At 34.6% G+C, this 25,584-nt stretch carries 26 protein-coding genes and 1 pseudogene; 23 read left to right on the forward strand and 4 right to left on the reverse strand.

Going from position 1 to position 25,584, the window contains the following annotated elements:
• The first annotated feature begins 126 nt into the window (after positions 1–126).
• The 19 genes and pseudogenes from ACYIAQ_RS03885 to ACYIAQ_RS03975 all read left to right on the forward strand — a co-directional run bounded on the left by ACYIAQ_RS03885 (position 127) and on the right by ACYIAQ_RS03975 (position 17,996).
• Entirely contained in the window at positions 127–1,083 is a 957-nt protein-coding gene (locus ACYIAQ_RS03885; protein WP_483562545.1) for an aspartate carbamoyltransferase catalytic subunit, read from the forward strand.
• Entirely contained in the window at positions 1,083–2,357 is a 1,275-nt protein-coding gene (locus ACYIAQ_RS03890) for a dihydroorotase (protein ID WP_483562544.1), read from the forward strand. Before ACYIAQ_RS03885 ends, ACYIAQ_RS03890 begins: the two co-directional genes overlap by 1 nt.
• A complete protein-coding gene (locus tag ACYIAQ_RS03895) occupies positions 2,358–3,443 on the forward strand; it encodes a carbamoyl phosphate synthase small subunit (RefSeq protein ID WP_483562543.1) in 1,086 nt (361 codons plus the stop codon).
• Entirely contained in the window at positions 3,436–6,618 is a 3,183-nt protein-coding gene (gene carB / locus ACYIAQ_RS03900) for a carbamoyl-phosphate synthase large subunit (protein ID WP_483562542.1), read from the forward strand. The genes ACYIAQ_RS03895 and carB overlap by 8 nt, the downstream gene beginning before the upstream one ends.
• A 276-nt stretch (positions 6,619–6,894) precedes the next feature.
• The gene (locus ACYIAQ_RS03905) at positions 6,895–7,221 is read left to right on the forward strand and encodes a toxin-antitoxin system (RefSeq protein ID WP_122018486.1); all 327 of its coding nucleotides are present in this window, start codon (positions 6,895–6,897) and stop codon (positions 7,219–7,221) included.
• Positions 7,211–7,501 carry a type II toxin-antitoxin system mRNA interferase toxin, RelE/StbE family gene (locus tag ACYIAQ_RS03910; RefSeq protein ID WP_483562541.1) on the forward strand — a complete coding sequence of 97 codons (291 nt, stop codon included), beginning with the start codon at positions 7,211–7,213 and terminating at the stop codon, positions 7,499–7,501. The genes ACYIAQ_RS03905 and ACYIAQ_RS03910 overlap by 11 nt, the downstream gene beginning before the upstream one ends.
• 182 nt (positions 7,502–7,683) lie before the next feature.
• A pseudogene (locus ACYIAQ_RS03915) lies at positions 7,684–8,544 on the forward strand (transposase); the annotation flags it as partial.
• Between the two features lie 6 nt (positions 8,545–8,550).
• Positions 8,551–9,369, forward strand: coding sequence for a hypothetical protein (locus ACYIAQ_RS03920; protein ID WP_483562540.1), 819 nt, complete (start codon positions 8,551–8,553; stop codon positions 9,367–9,369).
• Between the two features lie 2 nt (positions 9,370–9,371).
• Positions 9,372–9,956 carry a hypothetical protein gene (locus ACYIAQ_RS03925; protein ID WP_483562539.1) on the forward strand — a complete coding sequence of 195 codons (585 nt, stop codon included), beginning with the start codon at positions 9,372–9,374 and terminating at the stop codon, positions 9,954–9,956.
• Between the two features lie 12 nt (positions 9,957–9,968).
• Positions 9,969–10,568: an ATP-binding cassette domain-containing protein gene (locus tag ACYIAQ_RS03930; protein WP_483562538.1), complete on the forward strand. Its 600-nt coding sequence runs from the start codon at positions 9,969–9,971 to the stop codon at positions 10,566–10,568.
• Positions 10,558–11,049 (forward strand): hypothetical protein, encoded by a 492-nt coding sequence (locus ACYIAQ_RS03935; RefSeq protein WP_483562537.1) that lies wholly within the window; start codon positions 10,558–10,560, stop codon positions 11,047–11,049. Before ACYIAQ_RS03930 ends, ACYIAQ_RS03935 begins: the two co-directional genes overlap by 11 nt.
• Before the next feature lie 272 nt (positions 11,050–11,321).
• A complete protein-coding gene (locus ACYIAQ_RS03940; protein ID WP_483562536.1) occupies positions 11,322–11,516 on the forward strand; it encodes a hypothetical protein in 195 nt (64 codons plus the stop codon).
• Positions 11,517–11,707: 191 nt separating this feature from the next.
• Entirely contained in the window at positions 11,708–11,971 is a 264-nt protein-coding gene (locus ACYIAQ_RS03945; RefSeq protein WP_483562594.1) for a lactococcin 972 family bacteriocin, read from the forward strand.
• A gap of 215 nt (positions 11,972–12,186) precedes the next feature.
• On the forward strand, positions 12,187–14,220 hold the full coding sequence (locus ACYIAQ_RS03950; protein ID WP_483562535.1) for a DUF1430 domain-containing protein: 2,034 nt from the start codon (positions 12,187–12,189) through the stop codon (positions 14,218–14,220).
• A 4-nt stretch (positions 14,221–14,224) separates the two neighbouring features.
• Entirely contained in the window at positions 14,225–14,854 is a 630-nt protein-coding gene (locus ACYIAQ_RS03955) for an ABC transporter ATP-binding protein (RefSeq protein WP_483562534.1), read from the forward strand.
• Positions 14,855–15,327: 473 nt separating this feature from the next.
• On the forward strand, positions 15,328–16,047 hold the full coding sequence (locus ACYIAQ_RS03960) for an ABC transporter ATP-binding protein (RefSeq protein ID WP_483562533.1): 720 nt from the start codon (positions 15,328–15,330) through the stop codon (positions 16,045–16,047).
• A 33-nt stretch (positions 16,048–16,080) separates the two neighbouring features.
• A complete protein-coding gene (locus ACYIAQ_RS03965) occupies positions 16,081–16,743 on the forward strand; it encodes an FtsX-like permease family protein (protein ID WP_483562532.1) in 663 nt (220 codons plus the stop codon).
• A complete protein-coding gene (locus tag ACYIAQ_RS03970) occupies positions 16,724–17,470 on the forward strand; it encodes a hypothetical protein (RefSeq protein ID WP_483562531.1) in 747 nt (248 codons plus the stop codon). Before ACYIAQ_RS03965 ends, ACYIAQ_RS03970 begins: the two co-directional genes overlap by 20 nt.
• A complete protein-coding gene (locus tag ACYIAQ_RS03975) occupies positions 17,436–17,996 on the forward strand; it encodes a hypothetical protein (protein WP_483562530.1) in 561 nt (186 codons plus the stop codon). Before ACYIAQ_RS03970 ends, ACYIAQ_RS03975 begins: the two co-directional genes overlap by 35 nt.
• Before the next feature lie 406 nt (positions 17,997–18,402).
• Here the strand turns inward: ACYIAQ_RS03975 and ACYIAQ_RS03980 are convergent, their stop codons facing one another.
• The gene (locus ACYIAQ_RS03980) at positions 18,403–18,537 is read right to left on the reverse strand and encodes a hypothetical protein (RefSeq protein WP_483562529.1); all 135 of its coding nucleotides are present in this window, start codon (positions 18,535–18,537) and stop codon (positions 18,403–18,405) included.
• A 307-nt stretch (positions 18,538–18,844) separates the two neighbouring features.
• Between ACYIAQ_RS03980 and ACYIAQ_RS03985 the strand changes: the two genes are divergently transcribed.
• Entirely contained in the window at positions 18,845–19,102 is a 258-nt protein-coding gene (locus ACYIAQ_RS03985; protein ID WP_483562528.1) for a hypothetical protein, read from the forward strand.
• 258 nt (positions 19,103–19,360) lie between these two features.
• On the opposite strand, the gene ACYIAQ_RS03990 is transcribed toward ACYIAQ_RS03985, so the two are convergent.
• Positions 19,361–19,534 carry a hypothetical protein gene (locus ACYIAQ_RS03990; protein ID WP_483562598.1) on the reverse strand — a complete coding sequence of 58 codons (174 nt, stop codon included), beginning with the start codon at positions 19,532–19,534 and terminating at the stop codon, positions 19,361–19,363.
• Positions 19,535–19,867: 333 nt separating this feature from the next.
• Positions 19,868–21,475: an ATP-binding cassette domain-containing protein gene (locus ACYIAQ_RS03995; protein WP_483562527.1), complete on the reverse strand. Its 1,608-nt coding sequence runs from the start codon at positions 21,473–21,475 to the stop codon at positions 19,868–19,870.
• Between the two features lie 844 nt (positions 21,476–22,319).
• On the opposite strand from ACYIAQ_RS03995, the gene ACYIAQ_RS04000 reads away from it, so the two are divergent.
• Genes ACYIAQ_RS04000 through ACYIAQ_RS04010 form a run of 3 tightly spaced genes read left to right on the forward strand, consistent with a single transcriptional unit; the run spans position 22,320 to position 24,481 of the window.
• Positions 22,320–23,024: a lantibiotic protection ABC transporter ATP-binding subunit gene (locus ACYIAQ_RS04000; RefSeq protein WP_483562526.1), complete on the forward strand. Its 705-nt coding sequence runs from the start codon at positions 22,320–22,322 to the stop codon at positions 23,022–23,024.
• The gene (locus tag ACYIAQ_RS04005) at positions 23,017–23,748 is read left to right on the forward strand and encodes a lantibiotic immunity ABC transporter MutE/EpiE family permease subunit (protein WP_483562525.1); all 732 of its coding nucleotides are present in this window, start codon (positions 23,017–23,019) and stop codon (positions 23,746–23,748) included. Before ACYIAQ_RS04000 ends, ACYIAQ_RS04005 begins: the two co-directional genes overlap by 8 nt.
• Positions 23,741–24,481: an ABC transporter permease gene (locus tag ACYIAQ_RS04010; protein ID WP_483562524.1), complete on the forward strand. Its 741-nt coding sequence runs from the start codon at positions 23,741–23,743 to the stop codon at positions 24,479–24,481. Before ACYIAQ_RS04005 ends, ACYIAQ_RS04010 begins: the two co-directional genes overlap by 8 nt.
• A 178-nt stretch (positions 24,482–24,659) precedes the next feature.
• On the opposite strand, the gene ACYIAQ_RS04015 is transcribed toward ACYIAQ_RS04010, so the two are convergent.
• Complete coding sequence (locus tag ACYIAQ_RS04015) at positions 24,660–25,415, reverse strand: DeoR/GlpR family DNA-binding transcription regulator (protein WP_090092814.1); 756 nt, start codon at positions 25,413–25,415, stop codon at positions 24,660–24,662.
• Positions 25,416–25,584: the final 169 nt, after the last annotated feature.

Consider the following 25,584-nt stretch of genomic DNA (forward strand, 5'->3'; position numbering starts at 1 on the left):
TCAGAAGGGTTTGAGTTTTTTTTGTGAGCGGCTATAACTATTTTGCCAAACAAAAAATTCCCTGATGATAAACCTGAAGCTAAAGTTGCTTTAGGTTTATTTTTTATCAAAGAAAGAGAAATTATAATGAAACAAACAAATTTAGTCACTTTGACACATTTTGTCAATGTTGAAAACCTCAGTATTGGTGAGGTTGAGGCATTAATTGAAAGAGCTGAATATTTTAAAAATGGTGGGCCGCAGCCTAGGCTAACTCAGCCAGTTTATGTAACCAATATCTTTTTTGAGAATTCCAGCAGAACACGGACTAGTTTTGAAATGGCTGAACGAAAATTGGGCCTGACGGTAATACCGTTTGATTCAACACATAGCTCAACTAAAAAGGGAGAGACACTTTATGACACTTCATTAACAATGGAGGCTTTAGGAATAAACCTTGAAGTTATTCGTCATCCGGAAAACGAATATTATAAAAAATTAATTCAGCTTCAAACTGACCAAAATCTTAAAATGGGAATAATTAATGGTGGGGATGGAAGTGGGCAACATCCGTCACAATGTATGCTCGATATGATGACGATTCATGAACATTTTGGTAATTTTAAAAACTTGAAAGTAGCAATTGTGGGCGATATTACAAATTCTAGAGTTGCCAAAAGTGATATGGAACTGCTGACTCGTTTAGGTGCCAAAGTCTATTTTTCGGGGCCAAGTTATTGGTATGATCACGAATTTGATCAATATGGTGAGTATAAAGAGCTTGATCAATTAGTCGATCAAGTGGACGTAATGATGCTCTTGCGTGTACAACATGAACGTCATACTGGGGATCCAAATGAACAGACATTTAATGCCGTAAAATATCATGAACAATTTGGTATTACACAACATCGCTATAATAATCTAAAAGCAAATGCAATTATTATGCATCCTGGTCCAATTAATCGAGGTGTTGAATTAGCCAGTGAATTAGTTGAGGCTCCTAAAAGTATGTTTTACCGGCAAATGCAAAATGGTGTTTTCATGAGAATGGCGATGATTGAAGCCGTTTTACGCGGACGTAAATTGGGAGGCCTTTCATAATGGGGACAGTAATTAAAAATGGTCTTATTTATACTAACGGCAGTATAAAGAAAGGCGATTTGTTAATTGAAAAGGGAATAATTAAAGAGATAGGAAGTAACTTGGTAGCTAACAGTGAAATTGACGCTGATAATTACTTGGTTAGTCCCGGATTAGTTGATGTGCATGTTCATTATCGTGATCCTGGGCAAACAGCTAAAGAAAATGTTCGAACGGGTTCTTTAGCAGCGGCCCACGGCGGCTTTACCACTGTATGTGCAATGCCTAATGTAATGCCTGTTCCTAATACTGCTAATTTGATGGCTCGGATGATAAAAAATAATAAGCAAAATGGTCAAGTTCATATTTTACAATACGGACCAATTACGGTTAATCAAACGACTTCAGAAATTCCTGATTATGCCAATTTGAAACAAGCCGGGTGCTTTGCTTTAAGTAATGACGGACACGGCGTTCAAAATGCACAAACAATGTATATAGCAATGAAAAAAGCGCAAGAAAATAATATGATTATTGCTGAACACGCGCAAGATGATTCCTTATTTAATTGCGGGGTAATTAATCAGGGACCTAAAGTACAGGAGTTTAAAGTAAAAGCAATAAATGAATTAGCAGAAACCACGCAGATAGCTCGTGACTTATTATTAGCACAAAAAACAGGGGTACATTATCATGTTTGTCATGTATCTACTAAAACTAGTGTTGAACTTATTAGGATAGCAAAAGCACACGGAATAAATGTTACGTGTGAAGTGACACCACATCATTTGTTGCTGAACGAAAATGACATTACACAAAATGATAGTAATTTTAAAATGAATCCACCACTAAGAGCTTGCGAAGATCAACAAGCCTTAATTGAAGGATTATTGGATGGCACAATTGACTTCATTGCAACAGACCATGCACCACATACTGTTGCTGATAAAAAGGGTGGTTTTGCTCAGGCAGCTTTTGGTATCACTGGTAGTGAAACTGCATTTAGTCAGTTATACACACATTTTGTTAAAACTAAAATTTTTTCACTAGAACAATTACTTAGCTGGATGTCGACAAAGCCCGCACAAACTTTTGGTATTAATACAGCTGGAAAAATTGCTATTGATCAACCAGCTGATTTGGCTATTTTTGACTTAAAAACCCCAACGGTTATGACTGAGCAAGATTATTTTTCTAAAGGAAAAAACACACCCTTTAGTGGTCAAAAAGTTTATGGTGAAACCAGGATAACGATGGTTGATGGCCAGATTATTTACCAAAAGAAAGGCAGATAAATGAGATATTTAATACTAGAAGACGGCAGTGTTTATAAAGGAACTGCTTTTGGCGGTCAGCAAGAGAATCAAGGTGAAGTTGTTTTTACAACAGGAATGACTGGTTATCAGGAAGCGATTACTGATCAATCATATGCCAATCAACTTTTGGTTTTTACTAACCCATTAATTGGTAATTATGGTATTACATTAGCTGATTATGAATCACTTGAACCGGGAATCAAAGGGGTGATTTGTCATCAAATTGCTCGCCGACCAGATAATTGGCGTATGCAAACCACACTTCCTGATTTTTTGTCCGACTTGAATATTCCGGGGATTGCTGGAATTGATACTCGCGAACTAGTTAAGAAATTACGCAAATATGGGACTATGCGTGGCCGAATATGTAATAGTAAAGGTGATTTTACGCAAGTTATCCAGGAGTTGAAAACACTAAATCCGACTAAAAATATAGTTAAAAAAGTATCTACATCAAAATCATTCCCGGTTCCGGGATCAAAGCGAAATATTGTAGTGCTTGATTTTGGTCTGAAGAATAGTATCTTACGTGAGCTAAGTAAGCGTGATTGCAATTGTATTGTTGTTCCCTACACAGTATCAGCAGAGAAAATTTTATCATTACATCCAGATGGGGTACTCCTATCAAATGGTCCAGGTGACCCGCAAGAAATGCTTGAGACAGTTAAAACAGTTAAAAAGCTTGAGCGTCATGTACCATTAATGGGGATTTGTCTGGGGCACCAAATTTTTGCTTTAGCAAATGGTGCTCAAACTTATAAGATGAAATTTGGCCACCGCGGCTTTAATCATCCCGTACGTGAGATTGCTACTGGGAATATCGGTTTTACTTCCCAAAATCATGGTTATGCAGTCAAAAGCGACTCAATTGATCCGCAGCAACTATTAGTAACTCATCTTGAAGTCAATGATGGTACAATTGAAGGCCTGCAACATAAAAAGTATCCCGCCTTTTCGGTGCAATTTCACCCAGATGCCACACCGGGACCACATGATGAAGACGGAATTTTTGACTACTTCATGCAGATAATTGACCAAAGAAAGGAACAAGAACGTCATGCCTAAAAGAACAGATATCAAAAAAATTATGGTAATTGGCTCAGGACCAATCATTATCGGTCAAGCTGCTGAGTTTGATTATTCAGGTACACAAGCTTGTTTGGCACTTCGTGAAGAGGGTTATCAAGTAGTATTGGTTAATTCAAATCCAGCTACTATTATGACAGATACAACAATTGCGGATAAAGTATATCTTGAGCCTTTAACGCTTGACTCAGTTTCACGAATTATTCGTAAGGAGTATCCTGATGCGATTTTGCCAACACTTGGTGGTCAGGTGGGCTTGAATATGGCACTGTCCTTAGCTGAAAGTGGTATTTTAGACGAATTAAAGATCGAACTTTTAGGAACAAAACTAGACTCAATTGAACAAGCTGAAGATCGGGAGAAGTTCAAGGAACTTTGTCAAAGACTAGGCGAACCTGTACCACCATCTGAAAGTGTCAAAACCGTAACCGAAGCGCTAGCTTTTGGCAAAAAATGTGGTTATCCGATAATCGTTCGTCCAGCTTTTACAATGGGCGGCACGGGTGGCGGAATTTGCAATAATGCGACTGAATTAGCTCAGGTTGCAAAGAACGGTTTAGAATTATCACCGGTTGGTGAGTGTTTGATCGAACGCTCAATAGCTGGTTATAAAGAAGTTGAGTTTGAGGTGATGCGCGATCATGATGATAATGCGATGATTGTTTGTTGTATGGAAAATTTTGATCCCGTAGGAATTCATACTGGAGACTCGATTGTTTTTTCACCATCACAAACCTTATCAGATAAGGAGTACCAATTACTTCGAGATTGTGCTTTACGGCTAATTAGAGCCTTGAAGATAGAGGGAGGCTGCAATGTTCAGCTTGCTTTAGATCCCAATAGTTTTGCATACGATGTGATTGAGGTTAACCCGCGTGTTTCGCGCTCATCAGCTTTAGCTTCTAAAGCAACGGGCTATCCAATTGCCAAAATGGCAGCAAAAATTGCTGTGGGGATGACTTTAGATGAAATCAAAAATCCAGTAACGGGAACAACTTTTGCCGAATTTGAGCCAGCACTTGATTACGTGGTTTGTAAAATTCCACGTTGGCCATTTGATAAATTTACCAAGGCCAATCGGACTTTAGGCACCCAAATGAAGGCAACAGGCGAAGTAATGGCAATTGGGAGAACAGCAGAGGAAGCCTTTCAAAAAGCGGTTCGTTCTTTAGAAATTGATCAAAAAGATTTTTATTCTCAAACTGCTCATCATGCAACTGATGAGGAATTAGAAAAAAAGCTGGTTAAAGCACAAGATGATCGTCTCTTTTATTTAGCTGAAGCTTTTAGACGTGGTTATTCAATAAGTGACATTCATGAATTAACTAAAATCAACTTTTATTTTCTTGATATTGTCAAGCATATTGTTGAGTTGGAGCAGGCTATCCAAGATCATCCCAATGATCTTGATACACTTAAAATTGCCAAAAAATATGGTTTTACTGATCAAACTGTTGCTAAACTTTGGCACAAGGATGAAACTAGTATTCGCCAAATGCGTCACGATAACAATCTTATTCCTGTTTATAAAATGGTCGATACATGTGCTGCAGAATTTGCTTCGCAAACGCCATATTTTTATTCGACCTATGATACGGAAAATGAAAGTCAAAAAACGGATAAAAAAGCAGTTTTAGTTATCGGTTCAGGACCAATTCGTATTGGGCAGGGAGTTGAATTTGATTATGCCACCGTGCATTGTGTTAAAGCATTACAGAAAATGGGTTATGAAGCCATTGTTATTAATTCTAACCCTGAGACGGTATCAACCGATTTTTCAATTTCGGACAAACTTTATTTTGAGCCTTTGACCTTGGAAGATGTTTTGAATGTCTGCGACTTAGAGCAGCCTGAAGGGGTAATTATTCAGTTTGGTGGGCAGACAGCAATTAATTTAGCTGCAGGACTTGAAAAAAATGGTGTTAAGATATTGGGAACTAGCGTCGCCAATTTGAACCGTGCAGAAGACCGCGAACTATTTGATAAAGCTGTTAAAGAATTGCAGTTAAAGCAACCCCAAGGAATAACCGCAACCACTCATGAAGGTGTGATGCAAGCAGCAGAACAGTTAGGTTATCCAGTATTGGTTCGACCAAGCTATGTTTTGGGAGGAAGAGCAATGGAAATTGTTTATACTCCTAATGAATTAGAAGATTATTTGCAAAATCACGTTGATATTGCTGCTAGTCACCCAATTTTAGTTGATGACTATCTTGACGGACGTGAGTGTGATGTTGATGCAATTTGTGATGGACATCATGTGCTGATTCCGGGTATTATGGAGCATATTGAACATGCTGGTGTTCACTCAGGAGATTCGATGGCAGTTTACCCAGCCCAAACTTTTTCACCAAAAATTAAACAAAAAATTGCTCAAGTAACTAAAAAATTGGCTTTAAAACTTAATTGTCATGGAATTATGAATTTGCAATTGATTGAGCGTAATGGTGAAATTTATATTATTGAAGTTAATCCACGCGCTAGTCGGACGGTACCATTTTTAAGTAAGATTACTGGTATTGAAATGGCGCAAGTTGCAACCCGGGTAATTATGGGTGAGAGCTTGCAAGAACAGGGATATGATGACGGCTTATCTGCTGAACCCGAAAGGATTAGCGTCAAAGCACCGGTCTTTTCTTTTAGTAAGTTGGCAAATGTTGATAGTTATCTTGGTCCCGAAATGAAATCTACGGGAGAAGTAATGGGTAGCGATCTTAGTTTTCCCAAGGCACTTTATAAAGCATTTGCTGGTGCTAATATGCAAATTCCAGCTAGCGGGAATGTTTTATTAACGATTGAAAATCGTGACAAAGAAACGATTTTGCCAATTGCGCAAAATTTTGCAGAGATTGGTTATCGGATTTTTGCAACCAGTGGAACAGCAACTTTTTTAAGAAAATATGGTCTACATGTAACTGAGGTAAGCAAGCTTTATTCTAAACAAGAAAATAATATTTTAACAGAGTTTAGAAATGGCAAAATTGACTTGGTTATTAATACAATGGGTCATGATCTTGGTCAAAATTCTGATGGTTTTGTAATTCGGCAAGCCGCAATTAATCAGAACATTCCGTTAATTACTAGTCTTGATACAGCGCGCGCACTACTTATTGCATTAGAAAATCGTTCTTTCTTGACTGCTAGTTTAATTTAAAATAAATGCTTTAAATATTATTCCTAAGTTAAGAATTATATTTAAAGCATTTTTTAAATGAGCGCTAATTAAAATAACTTTTACATAAATGATCTGTAGCTTAGCTGTAAACCCTAAAATTAAGCCAGATTTTTAAACTTTAATTTAGGACTAGTTTGCGATACTTGATCGGAGCTAGTATTTTTTCTACTCAAAGTCAAGTATATCAAATACTTAAATAGTAATTACTAGTAATTATTTAAGTGAAATGATAAAATATCATTAGAGGTGAGCAAAATGAGAACTATAAAGACTAGAAAACAGGGAAATTCAGTGATGCTTTCAGTACCAAAAAGCTTTGGTATCAAGGAAGGAGTAGCTACTATCCCGCGTATAACAAATAATGGTATATTTTATGAATTTGTTGATAATGATGATTTTTTTGATTTTGATACAGATATTCTCAAAGACTTGGTAAGTCAAAATTACTCTGGCCAAGAATTAATTGATAAGTTTTTAGAAGCCAAAAAAGCGATTCCAGAAGCAATTAATAAGTTAGCACAAGATGCAGAGCCAGAACCAATTATGACCAAAGAGGAGCTTGAAAAAGAAGTTGGCCTATAAAGTTAAATTGAGTAGTAATTCAATCAAAGTTCTTAAAAAAATTAAGAATAAGCAATTAAAGCAAAAATTTATTGATAAGATATATAATGATATTGCGATTACCCCTTATAGTGGAACTGCCAAAAAAGGTGATCTAGTTGGTATTTATGCCGTAGGGTTTAACTATGCTAAAGTTAGTTATCGCATTGCTTATAAAATAGATCAAGACGAAGTAATAGTTATCATACTTTTAATCGGCTCACATGAAAATTTTTATCAAAAATTGAAGAACTTAATCTAAGGATTGATGTGAATCCTGAAATTAAGCAATGTCATTAAGTTAAGCCAAAAAGAGTCTGGGAAAAAACTAGACACTAACAAGCAAAAAATCCGTTAGAACCTTTAAGTTCTAGCGGATTTTTCATATACATTTTTGCCTTGATATTATTAATTCAGTACCAAAAATAAAAAGGTGGGCTTTTCATGTATCAAAATTATATCACCGGTCAAACTGCTTTAACACTCAATTTAGATTTTTCTATTCCTAAAAATTATCTTGTTCAGGTTATTAGCACTTTTGTTGATTCTATTCCTGACAAAGTACTATTAGAAGACAAGCCAGTTACTGGTCGGCCAGCATATCATCCAGCTATGATGTTTAAAATTTTGCTTTTTGCTTATTCTAGACGAGAGTTTTCTCTGGCAGGAAAATTGAAAGAATGAATGCTAGAGGAAAATCTGCCAATGATGATTATTGCTGGCAGCAAGCATATTTCATACCACACAATCAATAACTTTAGGTCTAGTAAACATGCCAATCAGTTAATTAAACAGTCTTTTGTCTATTTTACTAACCTCCTGCAGGCAGAAGGCTTAATTAAAAAAGATGCCATCTTTATTGATGGGACTAAAATTGAAGCTGATGCCAACAAGTATACTTTCGTTTGGAAAAGAGCAGTGGAAAAATTTCATGCCAAATTAAAAACTAGTGCAATTAAACTTTATGATGAACTGATTCAAACAGAAGTAATCCAAGCGATCACGGAAGAAGAAGCCCAAACTAGTTATGGTCTAGCAATGATTGCCAGACAAACAGAAGCTACCACTAAGCAATTAGATAAAGAAATCGCAGCTGAGCCCCAAACCCCGCTTGGGGGTTCAACTAAGAAACGCCAAAGACGCAGTCTTAAAAAGGTACTGCATAAGTTGCGTAAGGATTTGATCCCCAGAGCAAAAAAGTATGAAGTAGCAACAGAAATATTTGGCGAGCGTAACAGCTATTCTAAGACTGACCATGACGCGACTTTTATGCATATGAAAAAGGAACATATGAAGAATGGAGAATAATTTATGTTAAAAAGAACTAAGGTAATGTATATAACTATTTTAATACTATATTTTTTATTAATTACGGTCTATGTTTTCCTTGGTATTCATGGTGCAAGTGGTATCTTGAGTGCTAAGGGAAATATTTCAGTTGGACTTTTCTTTGCATTGCAATCTGGAGGAGGAAACTCTAATATGCTAGTAGACATTTTCCAGATGTCTTTGCTAACAATTATTGGCTCAGCTTTCTTTGTTTACTTAAAAAATAATAATATATTTTCTAATGTACAACAAAGAATTGGTTATGCTACTTTTTTAAAGCAAGGCCTTAAAGATACTTTTGGGGCAGCTGCTGCTTTATCGATAGTAACTAATTTATATGAAATGTTCTTAATTAATTGGTTTTATTTTCCTTTTGTGTATAAAACAAATGATCAAGTATATTTACATGCAATTCGCCCAGCTAATATTCTAACAAATGATCTGTCAGAAATAGTGCTATTCATTTTGCTATCAGCTATTGGCTGGGGAATTTTTGCTATTTTAATTTTTAGCTTGGGGCTTTATATCCGCAAAAATGCTTTTTATCCAATAATTGGACCACTTTTAGGATTAATCTTAATTTTATTACCAACATTAGGTAATATGAATAACCTAATTTGGCGCACTTTTTCATATACTTGGTTCTTATTTAGTTTAGTGGCACCAGGACAATATACTTTTATTAGTCAAGCTCCACCAATTAAACCAATTTTTGCCTTTATTATTGCAGCATTTATCTATTTAATGATTGCAGCTATTTTAATTAGTGTATGGTACAAGCAAAAAGTAGAGAGGGAATAAGCATGAGCACTAAGCGCTTTAGTCATCGTTTTATTTTAATCGTATTATTGATCACATTCATTAGTTTGTGGGGTGGACAATTTCTTATCAGTAAAAGTGACCCTAGTACTATGGAACTATTGAATACGTATCTTAATGCTAATTTGGTATCTTTGTATTTGCAGCCAATAATGTTAACCCTCTTTTACTCACAGGTCTTAGCACTACGTAAAATTCGGTTATTTGTTGGTGTGCGCAAAAAGAACAATCAGATAATCGTCATTCTCTTAGGAATAGCTACTTTTTATTGCTTAATATTTTTATTGGGCTTATTCGTGCCATATTTAGGAACTAATTATCCTTTTTTTAAAAACGGCAATCCAGTCTTAGGAATAATTTTATTATTACTACATGTATTTGTTTTGCTTTTTTTGTCTTGGCTTTTGGTAGGTGGTTATCAATTACGCCATCCTTATTTTCTGTTATTTTTAGTAATAGTTTTAGATTTAATATATCATTTTAATATTGAAAAAAAGCTCTTAATTTTATATAGCCCGCTATATGATCCACTATATCGGGCAATGCACCACATTTATGGCGGTTACTAATGGAGAAAGATTATGTTACAAATTGAAAAAATCAAAAAATCATTTGGTAAAAAGGTTGTTTTACAAGATGTATCATTAAAAGCAATGCCTGGCGAGTTAATTCATATTTCAGGCATTAACGGCTCTGGTAAGTCTACCATTTTTAAAATTATTACAGGTTTGTTAAAGGCAGATAGTGGGATAGTGAAAATAGGTCCAACTGATGTGGTAGGGGCATTAATTGAAAACCCGGGATTTTTAGAATATGAATCAGCGTTAACTAATTTGAAGTTTTTAGCTAACCTTAACCATCGTTATGATGAAACTAAAGTGCGGCAATTGCTTACTGAATTTGAACTAGATCCTGATGACAAACAAGCAATTGCCAAATATTCCGTAGGTATGCGTCAAAAAGTGGGTATTATTCAAGCAGTTATGGAAAATCAAAGCATTATTTTGCTAGATGAACCAACTAGAGGAATTGACCAAGATAGTGTTAGTCAATTTGTTACATTATTAAAGCAGCTAAAACAGAATAATAAGACAATTATTGTGGCAAGTCATGATAAAGTAGATGAAATTAATTATGATCGTCGTTTGAAGTTGCAAGCCGGAGTTCTTAATGATGAATAAGAAATACATTTTTTTGCTGTATACAGCAATTTGTACATTCTTAATCTTTTTAGCTAGACAAAGTTGGTCAGAACTCCCCGATGAGCAACTCTGGCAACTTAGTTTTGGTTGGATTAGTACGCCACTTAAGTTTGCGCTACTTTGTATTAATGTGATGATTTTTGATTATGTTTCTATCATTTTGCCTCGAAATGAGGTCGATTCGCTTAAGAACGAGATTGAGATTCGTAAACCTAAAATACTAACACTCTTTAAAATGTTTTTCCCGTTAAGATGGCCATATCTTGCAGGTTACCTAATAGTTCATACATTTGCCATTACTAATAGTAATCTCGGACTTTCTTTAACCGCCTTAGCGCTAATGGTATTAATTTGGATTTGTTTAACAACAATACCTCTTTATCATTGGTCATTAATAACGCAAAGTTTAGGAATTCTTATTTGCTTAATTTTTCTTCGAATCAGTATCTTTTGCTTATAAAATTAATATTTGCATTCTGATCTTGTATTAAACCATAACTCCAAAAATAATAAAATATCGGTAAATATTTTATTATCTTTAAATCTATTTTGATTAATCTGCAAATTACTAAATAATTCTGGCGATTGGTCATGGATATCTTTTTTGGGTTAAGAATTTTCCATCCCGTGTATATAACGCTGAAGAACCGGCAGATTGCATCTTGGTTTTACTGATCTGGGGAACATCTATTAGATTCGATTGATTTTGGGTAAATGAACAAGGGATACAAAATGAGTAATGCAATGATACTATATCAAGAATATAGAAATTTTTTTGAAAGGAAGAATACAGAAGTATTAATTCATACGGCTTCGTTTGAAGAAGCTAGTGATCCTCTCCCCAAAATATTAAGGATACAAGAGAATAATTGTGGTGTTCTAATATATATAGATGGTTTTGCCAATACGTTTATCTTGTTTAGTTAAATTAGATAAAAATATGCTTCCGAAATTAAGACAATTTTTGGGGTGTATTAATGCGCGATAATGTAGTTTTTGTAAGCGGTTGCTTTTTGGGTATATTGTGTTATATTTTATACAAGCGATATGTGGATTAGTAAATCAGGAGGCGAATTACATGTTTAAAAAGATGTTTTCAATCGTTCCTATAGTTACTTATAGTTACTTCTTTAGGACTTGCTAGCACAGCCACCACTACACTAGCACAAAATGTTAGTAGTGGCACATGGAACTATGGAGTAGGCTTGAATGGTACATTTGGCTATTCCGATTATTTTCACACTGCTCGTAGACATGGTTCAGCGGTTGGACCCAATAAAAGTAATCGGGATAAGGCTGTTGCTAATGCCGGAAATTGGTCTCAAGCAAGTTATCACAAATTTCCACCTACAGGGCTAAATTATTGGTGGAGTTATGAATAATAACAAATAACTAATTAATTTCCATTATTGCCTACTACTCTTGCATACACTTTAATTAGGAAAAAAATTACTTTTCTAAAAGTATGCAAGAGTTTTTACTGATATATATAATAATACTATTTTATTTACTAATGCCATTACAACTGAAAGGAAGTGATCTTATCAAAAAAGTAGTTAGCCTATTCTTGGTAATGATGTCCGTTCTGGCAGGTCTATTGGTAATCAATATTTACCAGACCAAGGATCAAGATCGAATTGAAAAAATAGAGGAGACGTCAAACTCGTATAAGGTGTACTTATCTAATAGTCCACGCACGGCAGACGAAACGCTACCCTTCTTTAAGCGCATAGCTAACAGGTATGGCTTGACGCTGATCAAGACTGATTATGACGGGGGAACCGTAATCAAGTCGGCTGTGGTCAGCAAGGTCAGTTTCCCTTATTATGAATTCTTCGCCCGGAATAAGAAGTTTGACCTATTTCCAAACAAGAAGACCGTGTATGTACAGGGCAGGGATATCCCCGTGTTCTGGAAAACTGAGCGTATCAAACTGCAGAGCATCGACAAGTTTTGGGGCAAGGATGACAAGTCCGTGAATGGCGTCTACACGGTTATCGGTAATTTGAAACACCGCAGGGTAGTTGTGCGCAAATTGGCTACATTTTTTAATACGAGCGAGAAAGACCTATTGACGCCCAAAGTGTTTTCCAAAAAGGAATACATTAATAGATCGCTGATGATTTATCTGGCCTTGTTCCTAATACTGGCTGTACTAACAGTCCTTGCCACTTTTTCAATTCCACTGACAAACGTTAAGCAAATCGGTGTGTACAAGCTGTTAGGCCTATCTAACTTGGACGTGGTGGGGAAGCTGTTCACTTTGCCGCTTGCGTCCCTTCTCGGTGCTAGCTTAATCTTTGATATCGGAATCAGGTTATTTTTCGTTTACTGGCCAGCGGGCTTTGCCAAGTGGGTGCTGGTTAGCCAGCTAGTTGTCGTCATGATTTTTGCCTTGTCTATTCTTATCGCACTTGCCCTTATTAGGAGTATTCGAATCATCACGCTGCTAAAGCAGGGCATCAACTTCAACCTGGGTATGGCCATCACACTGGTCATCAAAATTGCGACGGTTGTATTGACCACAGTATTGCTAATCGGTGGTTTGGCTAATGTTAAGGAAATCAATGAAAAAAGCAGGCAATATGACAGGGTTGCCCGCTTGGGCAGCTACCTGACGGCGGAACGAACTAGTCTTGTTTCTGCCGAAGCCATTAGAAATGACGATGTTCATAATGGCAAAAATGAGATCAAGATAGGACGCTTCTTTAATGACCTGGAAAAAGGGAGCAATGCCTATTTTGTGTCCGGTTCAATCACTAACCCGCAAAGAAACCTGGCCCGCTTCAAAATCGCTGGTAGCTTTACCTCCAAGGACAGTTACCAAGTGGTGCGGATTAACCAGAATTACCTTAAGCATTTGGGTCTGACTGCACCTACAGGGCTGAAAAACACATTTTACGTACCGATTGAAATGAAGAAGGACCATGATAAGGTAACTAAACTGACCAAGTTACTTGTCCTTGACCGTTCAGACAAGTCAAGAAAAGACTTGGCAAAAACACAAGTAAACATTGTGTATTATCGGTCTGCACCTGCGACCCCGGTTTATCTCAATGAACAACTTAAACTTTTTAAGCGGCCAATCTATGAATTGATTGATTCGGACCACCTGGATCACTGGAGCAAACTGCAGCTGTCCGTTTCGGGTCTGAGTAATCCTATCAGAATCAAAAATAACCGGCATAACCGGGCGCTGATTAAGCGTTTGGGTCGGGCTGAATACATGCGGGGCATCAGGTTAAAGTTTGCAACAGCAGCTTCGCTTGCCAATTATCTTACTACTACATACCGCTGGGGCCTGCTGATTTCACTGATTCTGTTGGGCGTTACCTTTACGATTTCACTGGTCGTTTCGGCCTTCAGTGCGGTCCTCTATTTCAGAACCAATGAGCGGGAGCTATCGATTTTGCGCCTGCTGGGTTTTAGGGTCATTGACCGTTATAGCATGGCTATCACCCTCTTACTAAGCCTATATGCAGTTCAAATCGGCGTAGCCTGCTTTTGGGGCAAAAGCTCTGGGGCACTGCTGGTTGGTGTGCTGTTAGCAGGGGTTGACCTATTGGTGACGCTGGCTATCTTTATTGGCCAGGAGAACCGGAATATTGTTCAAGTATTGAAAGGCGGGTGAGACAATGATTGAGATCCACAATTTGACCAAATCCTTTGGACGCAAGATCGTCTTTCAGAATTTGAATTTAGAAGTCAAGGACAAAGAGATGGTAGCCATTATGGGTGCCAGTGGTAGTGGCAAGTCGACTTTGTTAAACATCTTGGGACTAATTGATGGTTTTGATTCCGGCAGTTATATTTTCGACGGGCAAAGTAATATTAAGCCCAACAGCACGCAGGCAAGCCGGGAGATTCGTAATAAGATTAATTATATCTTTCAAAATTTTGCATTGATTGATAATCAAACCGTTGCCCAAAATCTGACCTTGGCTCAGAAATATGTTAGAAAAGACAGAGCAGCTAAGATAAGGCAGATTGACGAGACGCTCAGGCGGGTTGGTCTTGAAGACTATAAAGACAGCAAGGTCTATGAGCTTTCTGGCGGTCAGCAGCAACGGGTTGCCGTTGCCCGGGCTATGATTAAGCCTAGCCAGTTGATTCTGGCGGATGAGCCAACCGGGTCGCTAGACGAGCAGAACCGCGACATTATTATGAAGGAATTAAGGCAGTTGAACATGATGGGCAAGACGCTGGTGATTGTTACCCATGACCCTGTGGTAGCGGACTATTGTTCTAAAATTATTAAGCTGTAAAAATGACTTCCACGCCTGAACTTAATGTGAACCCCAAATTAGGACAGTTTAATAAAATCTAGCTGAGGACTAACTTCCGATATTCAATCGGGTTAGTCCTTTCAGTTTGTTTCTGAGTTTTTTAGTGTTGTAGTAGTCAATGTACTTTTTGATTGCTGGCTCAATTTTAGCTATTTGTATCACCGCATTGTTATGGTATGCCGATTACTACATGTAATACATTGCTATAATTTTTTGCGTCAGAGGATTTTATAGTTTACTTTATATTATTTCTTTGCTTACAACGACATTGATTAAAACTATATTGAAATTAGAGCTTTATAAAAATTAATTAGAAAAAATAATATTTCAAGTTTTATTTAAACTCATTTGGATTTCTTTCCTTACTTTCTAGGATACTAGTTGACAACGCTTTCTATTATATTTATTGTATTAGATATATAGTACAAGGCGACGGAAAGCGAGGATTAATTATGACTGAAATTTTACGAGTAAATAATGTTACTAAATTTTATGAAAAGCGATATCAAGCACTAGCCGGTATTAACTTTGCAGTTAATTTTGGCGAATTTGTAGCAATCATGGGTGCGTCAGGTTCTGGCAAGACTACGTTGCTTAATATGATTTCAACGTTAGATACAGCTTCTGGAGGCAAAATCTATGTCGATGATCATGAAATCTCCAAATTATCTGATGATGAAGCTGCCAATTTTCGTAAGAAAAAACTAGGTTTTGTTTTTCAAAACTATCGTTTATTAAAAAGCTTAACGGTAAGACAAAATATTGCTGTTCCTATGTCATTACTCGGTAGAAATGACCAAGAAATCGATCAAAAGATTGATAAGTTAGCCGAATATTTTAGATTAAGTGATCAACTTGATAAATATCCAGTGGCTTTATCTGGTGGTCAAAAACAGCGTGTAGCGATAATTAGGGCCATCATTAAGAATCCAGCACTCTTATTGGCCGACGAGCCTACAGGTGCGTTGGATTCTCAAGCAGCCAAATTAATCATGGAATATTTAGCAAAAGTGAATCAAAAATTTAATACTTCTATCTTAATGGTTACTCATGATAGTTTAGCGGCCAGTTATGCTAACAAGGTTATTTTTCTAAAAGATGGCAAAATTGTTGACCAAATTGTTAAAAAAATAGTAATGATGCTTTTCAACAACTATTGGCGCAAAAATTAGCCGAAGTAGAAGCTTAGGGGAGTGAGATTAATTATGAATTACAAAGTAATAGCTAAAAACAATATCAAAAACGGCTTTGGCTTATACCAAAATTATTTTATCTCGCTTTCGTTAATTCTAGGATTATTCAACACTCTGCAAATTTTCGCTAAAGACCATGTAATTGCTGATTCTTTATCAAGTTCAGCAAAAGTGGAGTTCATGTCTTATGTTACTTCGATATTATTTACTTTATTTACAATTTTCTTTATTATTTACTTTAATCGTTTTTTCTTAAAGCAGCGTGCTGAAGAGCTAGGAATTTATTCAATGCTGGGTATGTCAAAGAAGAATATTACTTCAATTTTAATGATAGAAAACACCATTATTATTGGAATTGCCTGCTTTGCTGGTATGTTTCTTAGTATTTTGTTTTATAGTTTAATAAAAATACTTTTGATTGCAACTTTAAAGCTTGATATACCGTATCTAACGCAGTTCACCTTTTTACCATTCTTAATTACAATAGCACTTTCAATTTTTATGTTATTAGTTATCTTTTTTGATAATCACCATTTGATTAAGCGCTTATCCATCATAAATCTCTCTAATTTAAATCAAGTTGGCGAAAAGGCTGTTAAGACCAAGTCTTGGACAGCTTTACTTAGGGATAATTTCGTTATTAATAGGCTATGCCTTGGTTTTAGATCTTGTTAAACAACAACAATCTTTGTGGGTCAAAATCGGTTTTGTACCAATGGCACTGATTACATTAGCATTGGTAATAATTGGCACATTTTTAATTATCAAAAGCACTTTAACTTATTTTATTAATCGTAAAATCAATAACCATCATCAGCTGTATCGACCAACGAATAATATCTTTTTGCCAGAATCGCTGTTTAAATTAAAAACTAAATCAAATCTATTAGTTGTATTGTCTTTAGTTATATCGGCTGTTATTGCTCTTACTGCAACTTGCTTTTTACTAATAAATTATCAAAAAGCTTCTTTAAGAAAAACAGTCCTTTCAGCTATTGAAATTGACCAGAAACTTAAGCCTGATCAAGTGACCAAGGTGAAGCAAATCACTAAAAATTACGGTGGTGATTTTAAAACGGTAAAAGTGATTAATGCGACTGCAAAACGACCAATAGTACTAAGTGAAAAAATGGCTACCAAAAAATGTAGAATTATTAATCTCAGCACTTTTAAAGGGTTATTAAAGCAACAATATAATAAACCGCAACATAATTCTAAATTTTCTAAGAAGTTAGCTTATCTTTTTACCGCATATACGATAAAGAATTCTCGTGGTATGGTAAATATTAATAAGCAAAAAGTCAATTTGAAAGAGACCAATATCTGGCCCATATTCGCTAAAGGTGATTATGCTTACATAGCCGTTAATGACCAGCAGTTTAAAAAAAAGTCAACATGCTAACAGTAAGACAATTTATGCAATTAATGGTGCCAACCTACGCGACAATGAGGAACTTTACAACAAAATCAAAGTGTTAAAGCTCCAATTTCTAAGTGCCTACAAAACTAATAAAGATGCACTTTCATATAATAGTGCAGCATTCCTAATGGCAACTCTTATCTCTGTATTGTTTTTTGTATTTATTGGTTGTATTCTCTATTTCACTATACTCATGGATACTTTAGGTGTGACTGATGAATTCAAATTTTTAGGTGATATCGGCTATAATAAAAAGCAGCTACGCAAAGCGGCTACTGCTAATAACTTATTGATATTCTTACCACCTATAATTATGGGCGGATTGAATGGTTTAATGGCTTTCATTGGATTCAGATTTAATTTTTTAGCTAACGACGTAATAAAATTTTTAGGTGCTTTTCAGATGGTGGGGGAACCAATCATTACAACTTGTTTATTACTTTTAATTGCTTATAGTATAATTTACGTTTTTTCATACCATAAAACTAAAGCTTTATTAGGTATCTAAGTAAGAGTTTTATCCATAACTTGTATGTAAGCAATCAGCAATCATTAGTAGTATTAGGATAATTGCTTGTAAGTAAATATAAACGTTACAAATTGCGAAGTAAAAAGCATTTTATGAAAGGATAGAATAATGAAAGAGTGTAAATCTATCTATTGAAATTAAAACGAAAAAATCCTACTTTGTAATCTATAAAATGAAATATAAAAAGCTGATCTTTTAATAAGATCAGCTTTTATTTTAAAATCTTGATTTAATGTTTACAAAAATCTTTTTAAATATAAAAACTTTAATCCTTTTCAAAGATCTATACCATCAAGGATATAATCATCAGTTAAATTCAAGTTAAGAAAAGCGGCTTTTTCTTGTTTTAATACATCTTCTGTAGGTCTACCATCAAGTAAATTGACTAAAGTCCATATAATTGATGAGTAGGGTCTTTAAACTCTTGGGTAATGCCGATTTGGGCGCCAATTCGAAAAGTTTCATCATTTAATTTATAGATTGGATATATGGAGTTGATTCTTGGACGATTGTATTTCATTATAAACATTTTCCTTTATAAACATTTAATTAAAAGCCGAGGTCTTAAATATAGATCTCGGCTAATATTATATATTAATGATGATTTAACAGCTTAGAAAAAAATCCAACTAACTTTAGAGTTGGTAAATGTGGAGATGTGATCAACTTTAACGTTTGCACTCATTTCTAGAGACCTCCTTTATCATAAACTTACTTAGATGATTATTATAAGTTGTTAATTAAAAATGAGAATAGATATATTTTAAAGAGGGTAATCATGACATTTAAAATACGCTAATCCGTTTAAAGTCGGTCTATACATTATTATGTCTATTCTGAATTCAATGCAGGCTGTTTTCGTTGCCTACATGTTGAAACTATTCATTTCATACGCCGAGAAACCTCAAGGCAGTTTGTTAAAGTTAACCACAACTGCTATCTGGGGTTTACTAATTTTTGGCTTGATTGGAATTATTTATCAATATTTATATTCCAAAATTATTGCCGACGTTAACATTAAAATTAAGGAATTGTCTTCTAATTATCTGGTTAAGTCTCGTCACAGAATTGACTATTATTTTTGATGTTATTCAGTTTATGGCGGCAATCGTGTCTGCTTTCCTTGCTTCATGGATCATTGCCCTCATCTTTGTGGTTGCGTCTTTTGTACCCGCAATTTTGCAAGGAATTATTGGTCCACTGATTGCCAAAAAGTCGGAAAAATGGTGAAAGACCAACAGCCACTATACTGAAACTTTTACTGAGACGGGCATCGGTGCTGATATTGCCAATAACAATATAGTTTCTGGGTTATCTCTTTTCACTAATAGTACCTCTTGATTTTAATGACTATATCTATTACTGCCAAATCCAAACCCGCTACTTAGAGCATCTCTCCGTCCTTGTGCCATAACATGACCAACAGTTTCCCAGGAAGGTCTAGTGATAACGTATTCATCAGGTTTCTGTGCGGCCTTAACAGCTTGCTTTGTTTCAATCAGCTTATATAAGTCCACAATTGCAACACGCCTTTAAACTCTATCAAAGTGGTACGTCTAATACTGCTGTCAGCAAGGTAACTGGAATTAATCGTGTTACGTTTACTAGATATAGAAAAAAGTTTGGAATCAAATGGAGAAAACAAGGGCTGTATCAATTAAATTTATAATTATTGTTTTGAAAGCTACTCAGATTAATTTTGGTAGCTTTATTTTTGTGCAATAAAAAATTCTCACAATGAGTACATATGTCGATAATACATATACTAATATATATTATAATGATCAAATTATATCTTTGCTATATTATATATATAAATATTAGTCAATTTTATTAGCAATATTTTTTAGTTAAATTGCTTTTAGAGTCTTATTCTTAAGTAAATATCGTGTGAATTGTGCTTGCTGGACTTCCTGCGCATCATAATAATGAGCAACTTCAATAACTGTGAAACTTAAGCCATAGATGATTTCATTTATTTTAGCTGTCGTTTGCGGATCTAAATTCGATGTCGCTTCATCGATTAGAATAATTTTTTTGTTAAACAGTAAAGCTCGCGCAATCTCAACTCTTTGTCTTTGTCCACCTGATAAATCTTTACCATCTTCACCGTAAGTTTTATTTAAGGCGTCTTGGCCAAGTTCTGTAAGTAATCCAACTTTATCTAATACAGCTAAACAAGCATCATTTGAAAAATCTTGTCCCAATGTCAGATTAAATCGTAAAGTATCATTAAATAAATTCGGACTCTGCTTAATGTAGGCAATCATTCCAGAATTAAGAATATTGGCTATTTTATCTGATCCATCTTTTAAATAAATTTTACCGCTAGTGGGGCTGACAAAACCTTGAATCAAATTAAGCAAGGTTGATTTACCAGCACCTGACGCTCCAGTAATTAATATTTTTTTACCATAAGGAATAAGTAAATTTAAATTAGCAATAATTGTTTTACCGTTAGCATAAGTAAAGTTGACATCATCAAAAACAATTTTAGGTTGTGCTTTTTCTAAACCCTTTGGGGCATTGCCAAAACTAATTACTTGTTCTTTCAAATTTTCACGAATATTTTGCGTCGTTTTCATTTTATTGAGATATTCAGATATGCTGCTAAGCGGTGCTACAACACGATCACTAGCCATAAAAATGGCAATCAAAGATGCCGAGGTAATGTTTCCTTTAATGATCAAGAATACCCCGACGCTAATCGGGAAAATATAACTAATAACTGATAAAAATGCTCCAACAAAAAATGCTGCTGCTTGCCAATTATTCATTTTTAAATAAGCGATTTCAGTTTTATTTAAATAATTGTCAGTATCTTCATACATTGTTTTTTCGGCTAAGTATGTTCTGATTGTATTCTTTCCCTTAAATAAATCAGTTACCTTGCCCAAAAAAGTGCTACTGTTGTTTTGCCAATTTGCAGAAGATTTAGTCAAAATCTTACTAAACAATTTTGGTGTTAACATCGGTAGTAGTGAAAATATAATAACCAAAAACCCGATTGGAATACTCAAACTTAATATATAAATTACTGAGACCAGCGCCATTAACAATGATGAAATCAAATCAAACAATAAATTAAAGTAATTGGTTTCGAGCAACTTAAAGTCATTAAAAATTTTAGAAATATTTTTCGCTGTATCATCCATAAAATTAGCATTAACGACCTGCTGATAAATAAAATTATGTTTTATCTTTAGGTTCATTTGCTTAATTGCTGTATTAATTAATATTTTCTTCAAAGCCTTAGTTAAGTAAACAATTGTCAGAGCCAATAAGCTTACTCCCGCGTAAGTTAAAAGCTGCCTTACCGTCGAATTACGATTAAAGTTAGCAATATTAGAAAGCACCTGTGCTAATACTACACCATCAAATGATGAAATAAGTGTTGTAATGAAAATTGCAAGCAGTAACCATTTAGGTAACCACTTAACGATGGTTTTAAAGTTCACTATATTTACCTACCTTAACTTTTTTAATATATTTATTATATAGTTATTTAATAAATTTGTAAATATTTAATTAAAAAATAATAAATATTTGCAAATATAATATGCTAAAAATATTATTAAATTTAATCTAATCATAGAATCTCTTGTTTATAGGGAAAGAGGTTAAGATTATGAATAATCCCGATGTATCTTTACAATGTAATTTGAAATTCTAGATCAGTTGAATAATGCAAGTAAGGAATTGATTACGGGTCACGTCAAAACTGAAATAATGATTGTTAACGAAAAGAGGCTCCTGCCTCTGTTTGTTTTTGGAATATAAAAATGATGACTGTAAAAAATATTAATCAGAAGTAATTAATACTATTAAAAAATATCTTGAAGATAATATTATTGTTTCTAAAGACCTAAGTTTAAATTCTAATCTAATTAAAGAGTATGATTTAGAAGAAAAATTCGACATAAAATTATCAAATAATATGCAAAATTAAGATATTTTACTTTTGGTTAATAAACTAGCACAGTATATAATTTCTATAAAAAATATAAAACACTAAATTACAGGCAGGCTTATCAAATGATTAGCGACTTACTTTATTTGTTGAAATTCTAGTTTTTTTCAAATGTTAAATATTACCAAAAAACTTTTACTTAAAAAGTTGTTGTAACTATTTAGTGGATATTCCAGATTACTTTCTTATCTTAATAAAAGCCACAGGGAAGAGGACTTTCGTTAATTTTAATAATATGATATATTGTTAAATAATTGATTTAAAATCATAAATTTGATATATGCTTATATAATATTTGATAAAATTTAAACACATGCAGGAGAATATTGAACGTGACTAATTTACTTGAAACAAAAAATCTGGTTAAAAAGTTTAAAGACCAACTGGTTTTAGACGGAATAAATTTACATATTCCAGAAAATAAAGTTTATTGTCTTTTAGGACCTAATGGAGCAGGTAAAACCACTTTAATGAAAATTTTAACGGGAATGATCCCGGCTTCAAGTGGTCAAGTCGAATTTGCTGGTCATGAATGGACAAGATCCGACTTAGCTAAGATTGGTTCATTAATTGAAAATGCTCCTTTATATAGCAATCTGACTGCTGAAGAGAATTTACAGGTAATTTGTCGTTTGCGCGGTACAAGCGAAAATGAAATTCCCGATATTTTACAAACCGTCGGTCTTAACAATACTGGAAATAAATTAACGAAGAATTTTTCTTTAGGAATGAAAGAACGGTTAGGAATCGGTTTAGCTTTAGTTGGACATCCTAAACTTTTGATTTTAGATGAGCCTACTAATGGACTAGACCCATTAGGCATCCAACAGTTACGTAATTTAATTGCTGAATTCAAGCAGAAAGACATCACAATCATTATTTCTAGTCACATGCTTTCAGAAGTAGAACATCTAGCTGATAATATTGGTATTATTGGTGGAGGCAAGCTCCTTTTGGAACAGCCATATGATCATGAAATTGATTTAGAAAAACTGTTTAATTCGACTTTGGAAAAGGCTGGTGTTATGTATGCTTAAAGCTTTAAAAATTGAAATTTTTAAAAGAAAAAGAACAATTATTAGACCCATAACGGTACTTTTCCCCTTTTTGGTTATAGTTTTCACCATTCTTTTTTTTAATTCTACTGGTTATGTGCTTGAAAGTACGATTAATCAATGGAGCTTATTTTGGTTTAATTTATATTTAGCCTTGATTATTGGGCTGAGTGATCGTCATGAAAAAAATAGTACGGAATATAAAACAATTTTAAGTTCTTCCACTAATCTGTTTACTTATGAATTAGGAAGAATCTTGCATGGTGTGCTGCTGTCACTTGTTATTAGTCTGGTTTTAGCCGTTTTTCTGCTGTTAACCGGTCTGATTGGTCCGGTTAGGGTTGGAATTATGCCCTGTCTAACAGCAGTCGGGGGAATTTTTTTAACGACATTGTGGGAAATTCCCCTCTACACGTGGTTAAGTAGAATATCTAACCTTTACGTTACGGTTGGACTAGCCTTTATTGGCTCTATGATTGGCATATATTGTGTAACTACCTTTTCTTGGGGTCCAGTCCTACCGTATAGCTGGTCCAACCTCCTTCCCGTTGCCCTAATTAAATTACATATCAATGGTTTTCCACTAAAAGCTGGTGAAGTTGTACCTAATTCTTCTTGGACTATTTTTGCTTCAATTGGCTTATTTATTATTTTCAGTTATTTGGCGGCTTATTCATTTCAAAAGCAGGTGATTAAAAATGCTTAAACGAATTTGTGGTGCGGAAAATATCAAACTACGTCGTAGCATGCTACTTTATCTACATTTAATTGCTTTAATTTTCCTCCCCGTTATCTTTGGCTGGTATTATGGCAGTCGCAAAAATCTATCCAGTTCAGAAAATATGATCAATATATTTAATACTTTTTTGGCACTTGCTTCACCGCTTGTGATTAGCATTGTCGTGTGCTTAGTCTATGATCGAGAGAAGAAGGCGGGAGACTTTAAAAATTGGCTAACCGAACCGATCAGCAGGGGCAAAATAGTAGCGGGGCAATTGTTTTATTACTGGCTGCTGTACGTAATTGAAATTATTGGTACTAATTTAATTTATTATTTAATTCTAACTTTTGGTTTCAAAGTGGTTGGCATTTCTTTTATTAAATTATTGCTTACTAGCATTGCCATGGCGCTTTTAGGCTTTTTGCAGTATGAGCTTGCTGAAGTGGCTGCAATGAAGTGGAATGTTGGTGGTAGCTTAGTTTTAGGCTTCTTTGGCTCAGTAATTGCAATGTTGGCTACAACTTCCTTATTTGATTTTATTTGGCCAATCATTCCTTGGGCATGGCAAAGCCGTTTGACCGTCTTTTGGCTGCCTAACATTCCGCTTGCTTACCAAAAAGTAGCTGCATTGACTTATGTTGTACCCGTTTTGCTAACTGCTATCGCCAGCTGGCTGATTATGCGCTACTTTAACCGTTGGCAAGAAAAAACAGAATAATGATAAAAATTAATAGCTTTAAAAATATATAAAGGTATAAATATAGATAAAGTTGTTTTTCAGTAGGGTATTAACTAGCTGAAATAAGTAATTTACATAATCGAAAACCAATTTAGATTAAAAGTCTAAATTGGTTTTTTCTTTATCTTTTTTATGGCATGCAAATAAATCGACAAAATTAAGCAGAAATCACAACTGTCTGTTGCTTAACTTTGAATAAAAGATCTTCATCTACATCTTTATTAGTGACTAAACCGGTAATGTTATTCCATGTGGCAATTTGATAAAGGCTATTTCGTTTAAATTTTGTTTTATCAGCTAGTATATATTTTTTACGAGCTTGGTGCAGAATTACAGAGTCAATTGAAGCATCTGAATATGAGGGACTTGTTGGTCCTCCAAAATTATAAAAACCATCTGATCCTAAAAAACAAATGCTAACTTGAATTTGTTTAAGCATACTTTCTGTCCAACCACCGTATACAGATGAACTTTTTGAGCGGAGTTTACCACCTAATAAATAACACTCACTATTTGAACTTAAGAGATAAGTAGCAGCGGGCAATGAGTTTGTGAATATTTTTAAATCATCACGCATAACTAATAGTTTGGCTAGCTCTAAAACAGTACTTCCAGTCCCCAACATAACTGTTGCACCATTAGGAATCAATGAGACAGCTAATTTAGCTAGTTTTTGTTTTAACTCAATATTTTCTTCTGAACGAATGTTGAATGGATTCTCAACATTATTTTGAATTGAAGTTGCTCCACCATGTCCTTTGATAACTAATTTTTGACTTTCTAAGTACGTTAGGTCTTTGCGAATTGTTTCGTAGGAAACTCCAAATTTTTGTGCTAAATCGTGAACGGAGACAGTTCCCTTTTTTAAGACCTCTTCTAGGATATTATTACGGCGATCGGCCATTAACTTCATAATTCTACCTCAATCTTTTAACCATGTAATTATGATACCACTAAAAAACTGGTTGTTAGTAAAGAAAAATCAATTTTAAAGTCTACTTTCAAGTAATGCCAAAAAATAAATTGGTTTTTATTAAAAAAAACAATAAAAAAGTAATTGAAAACAACAAAAACAAAGTTTA

The organism is Lactobacillus sp. X-49 (assembly GCF_057063645.1).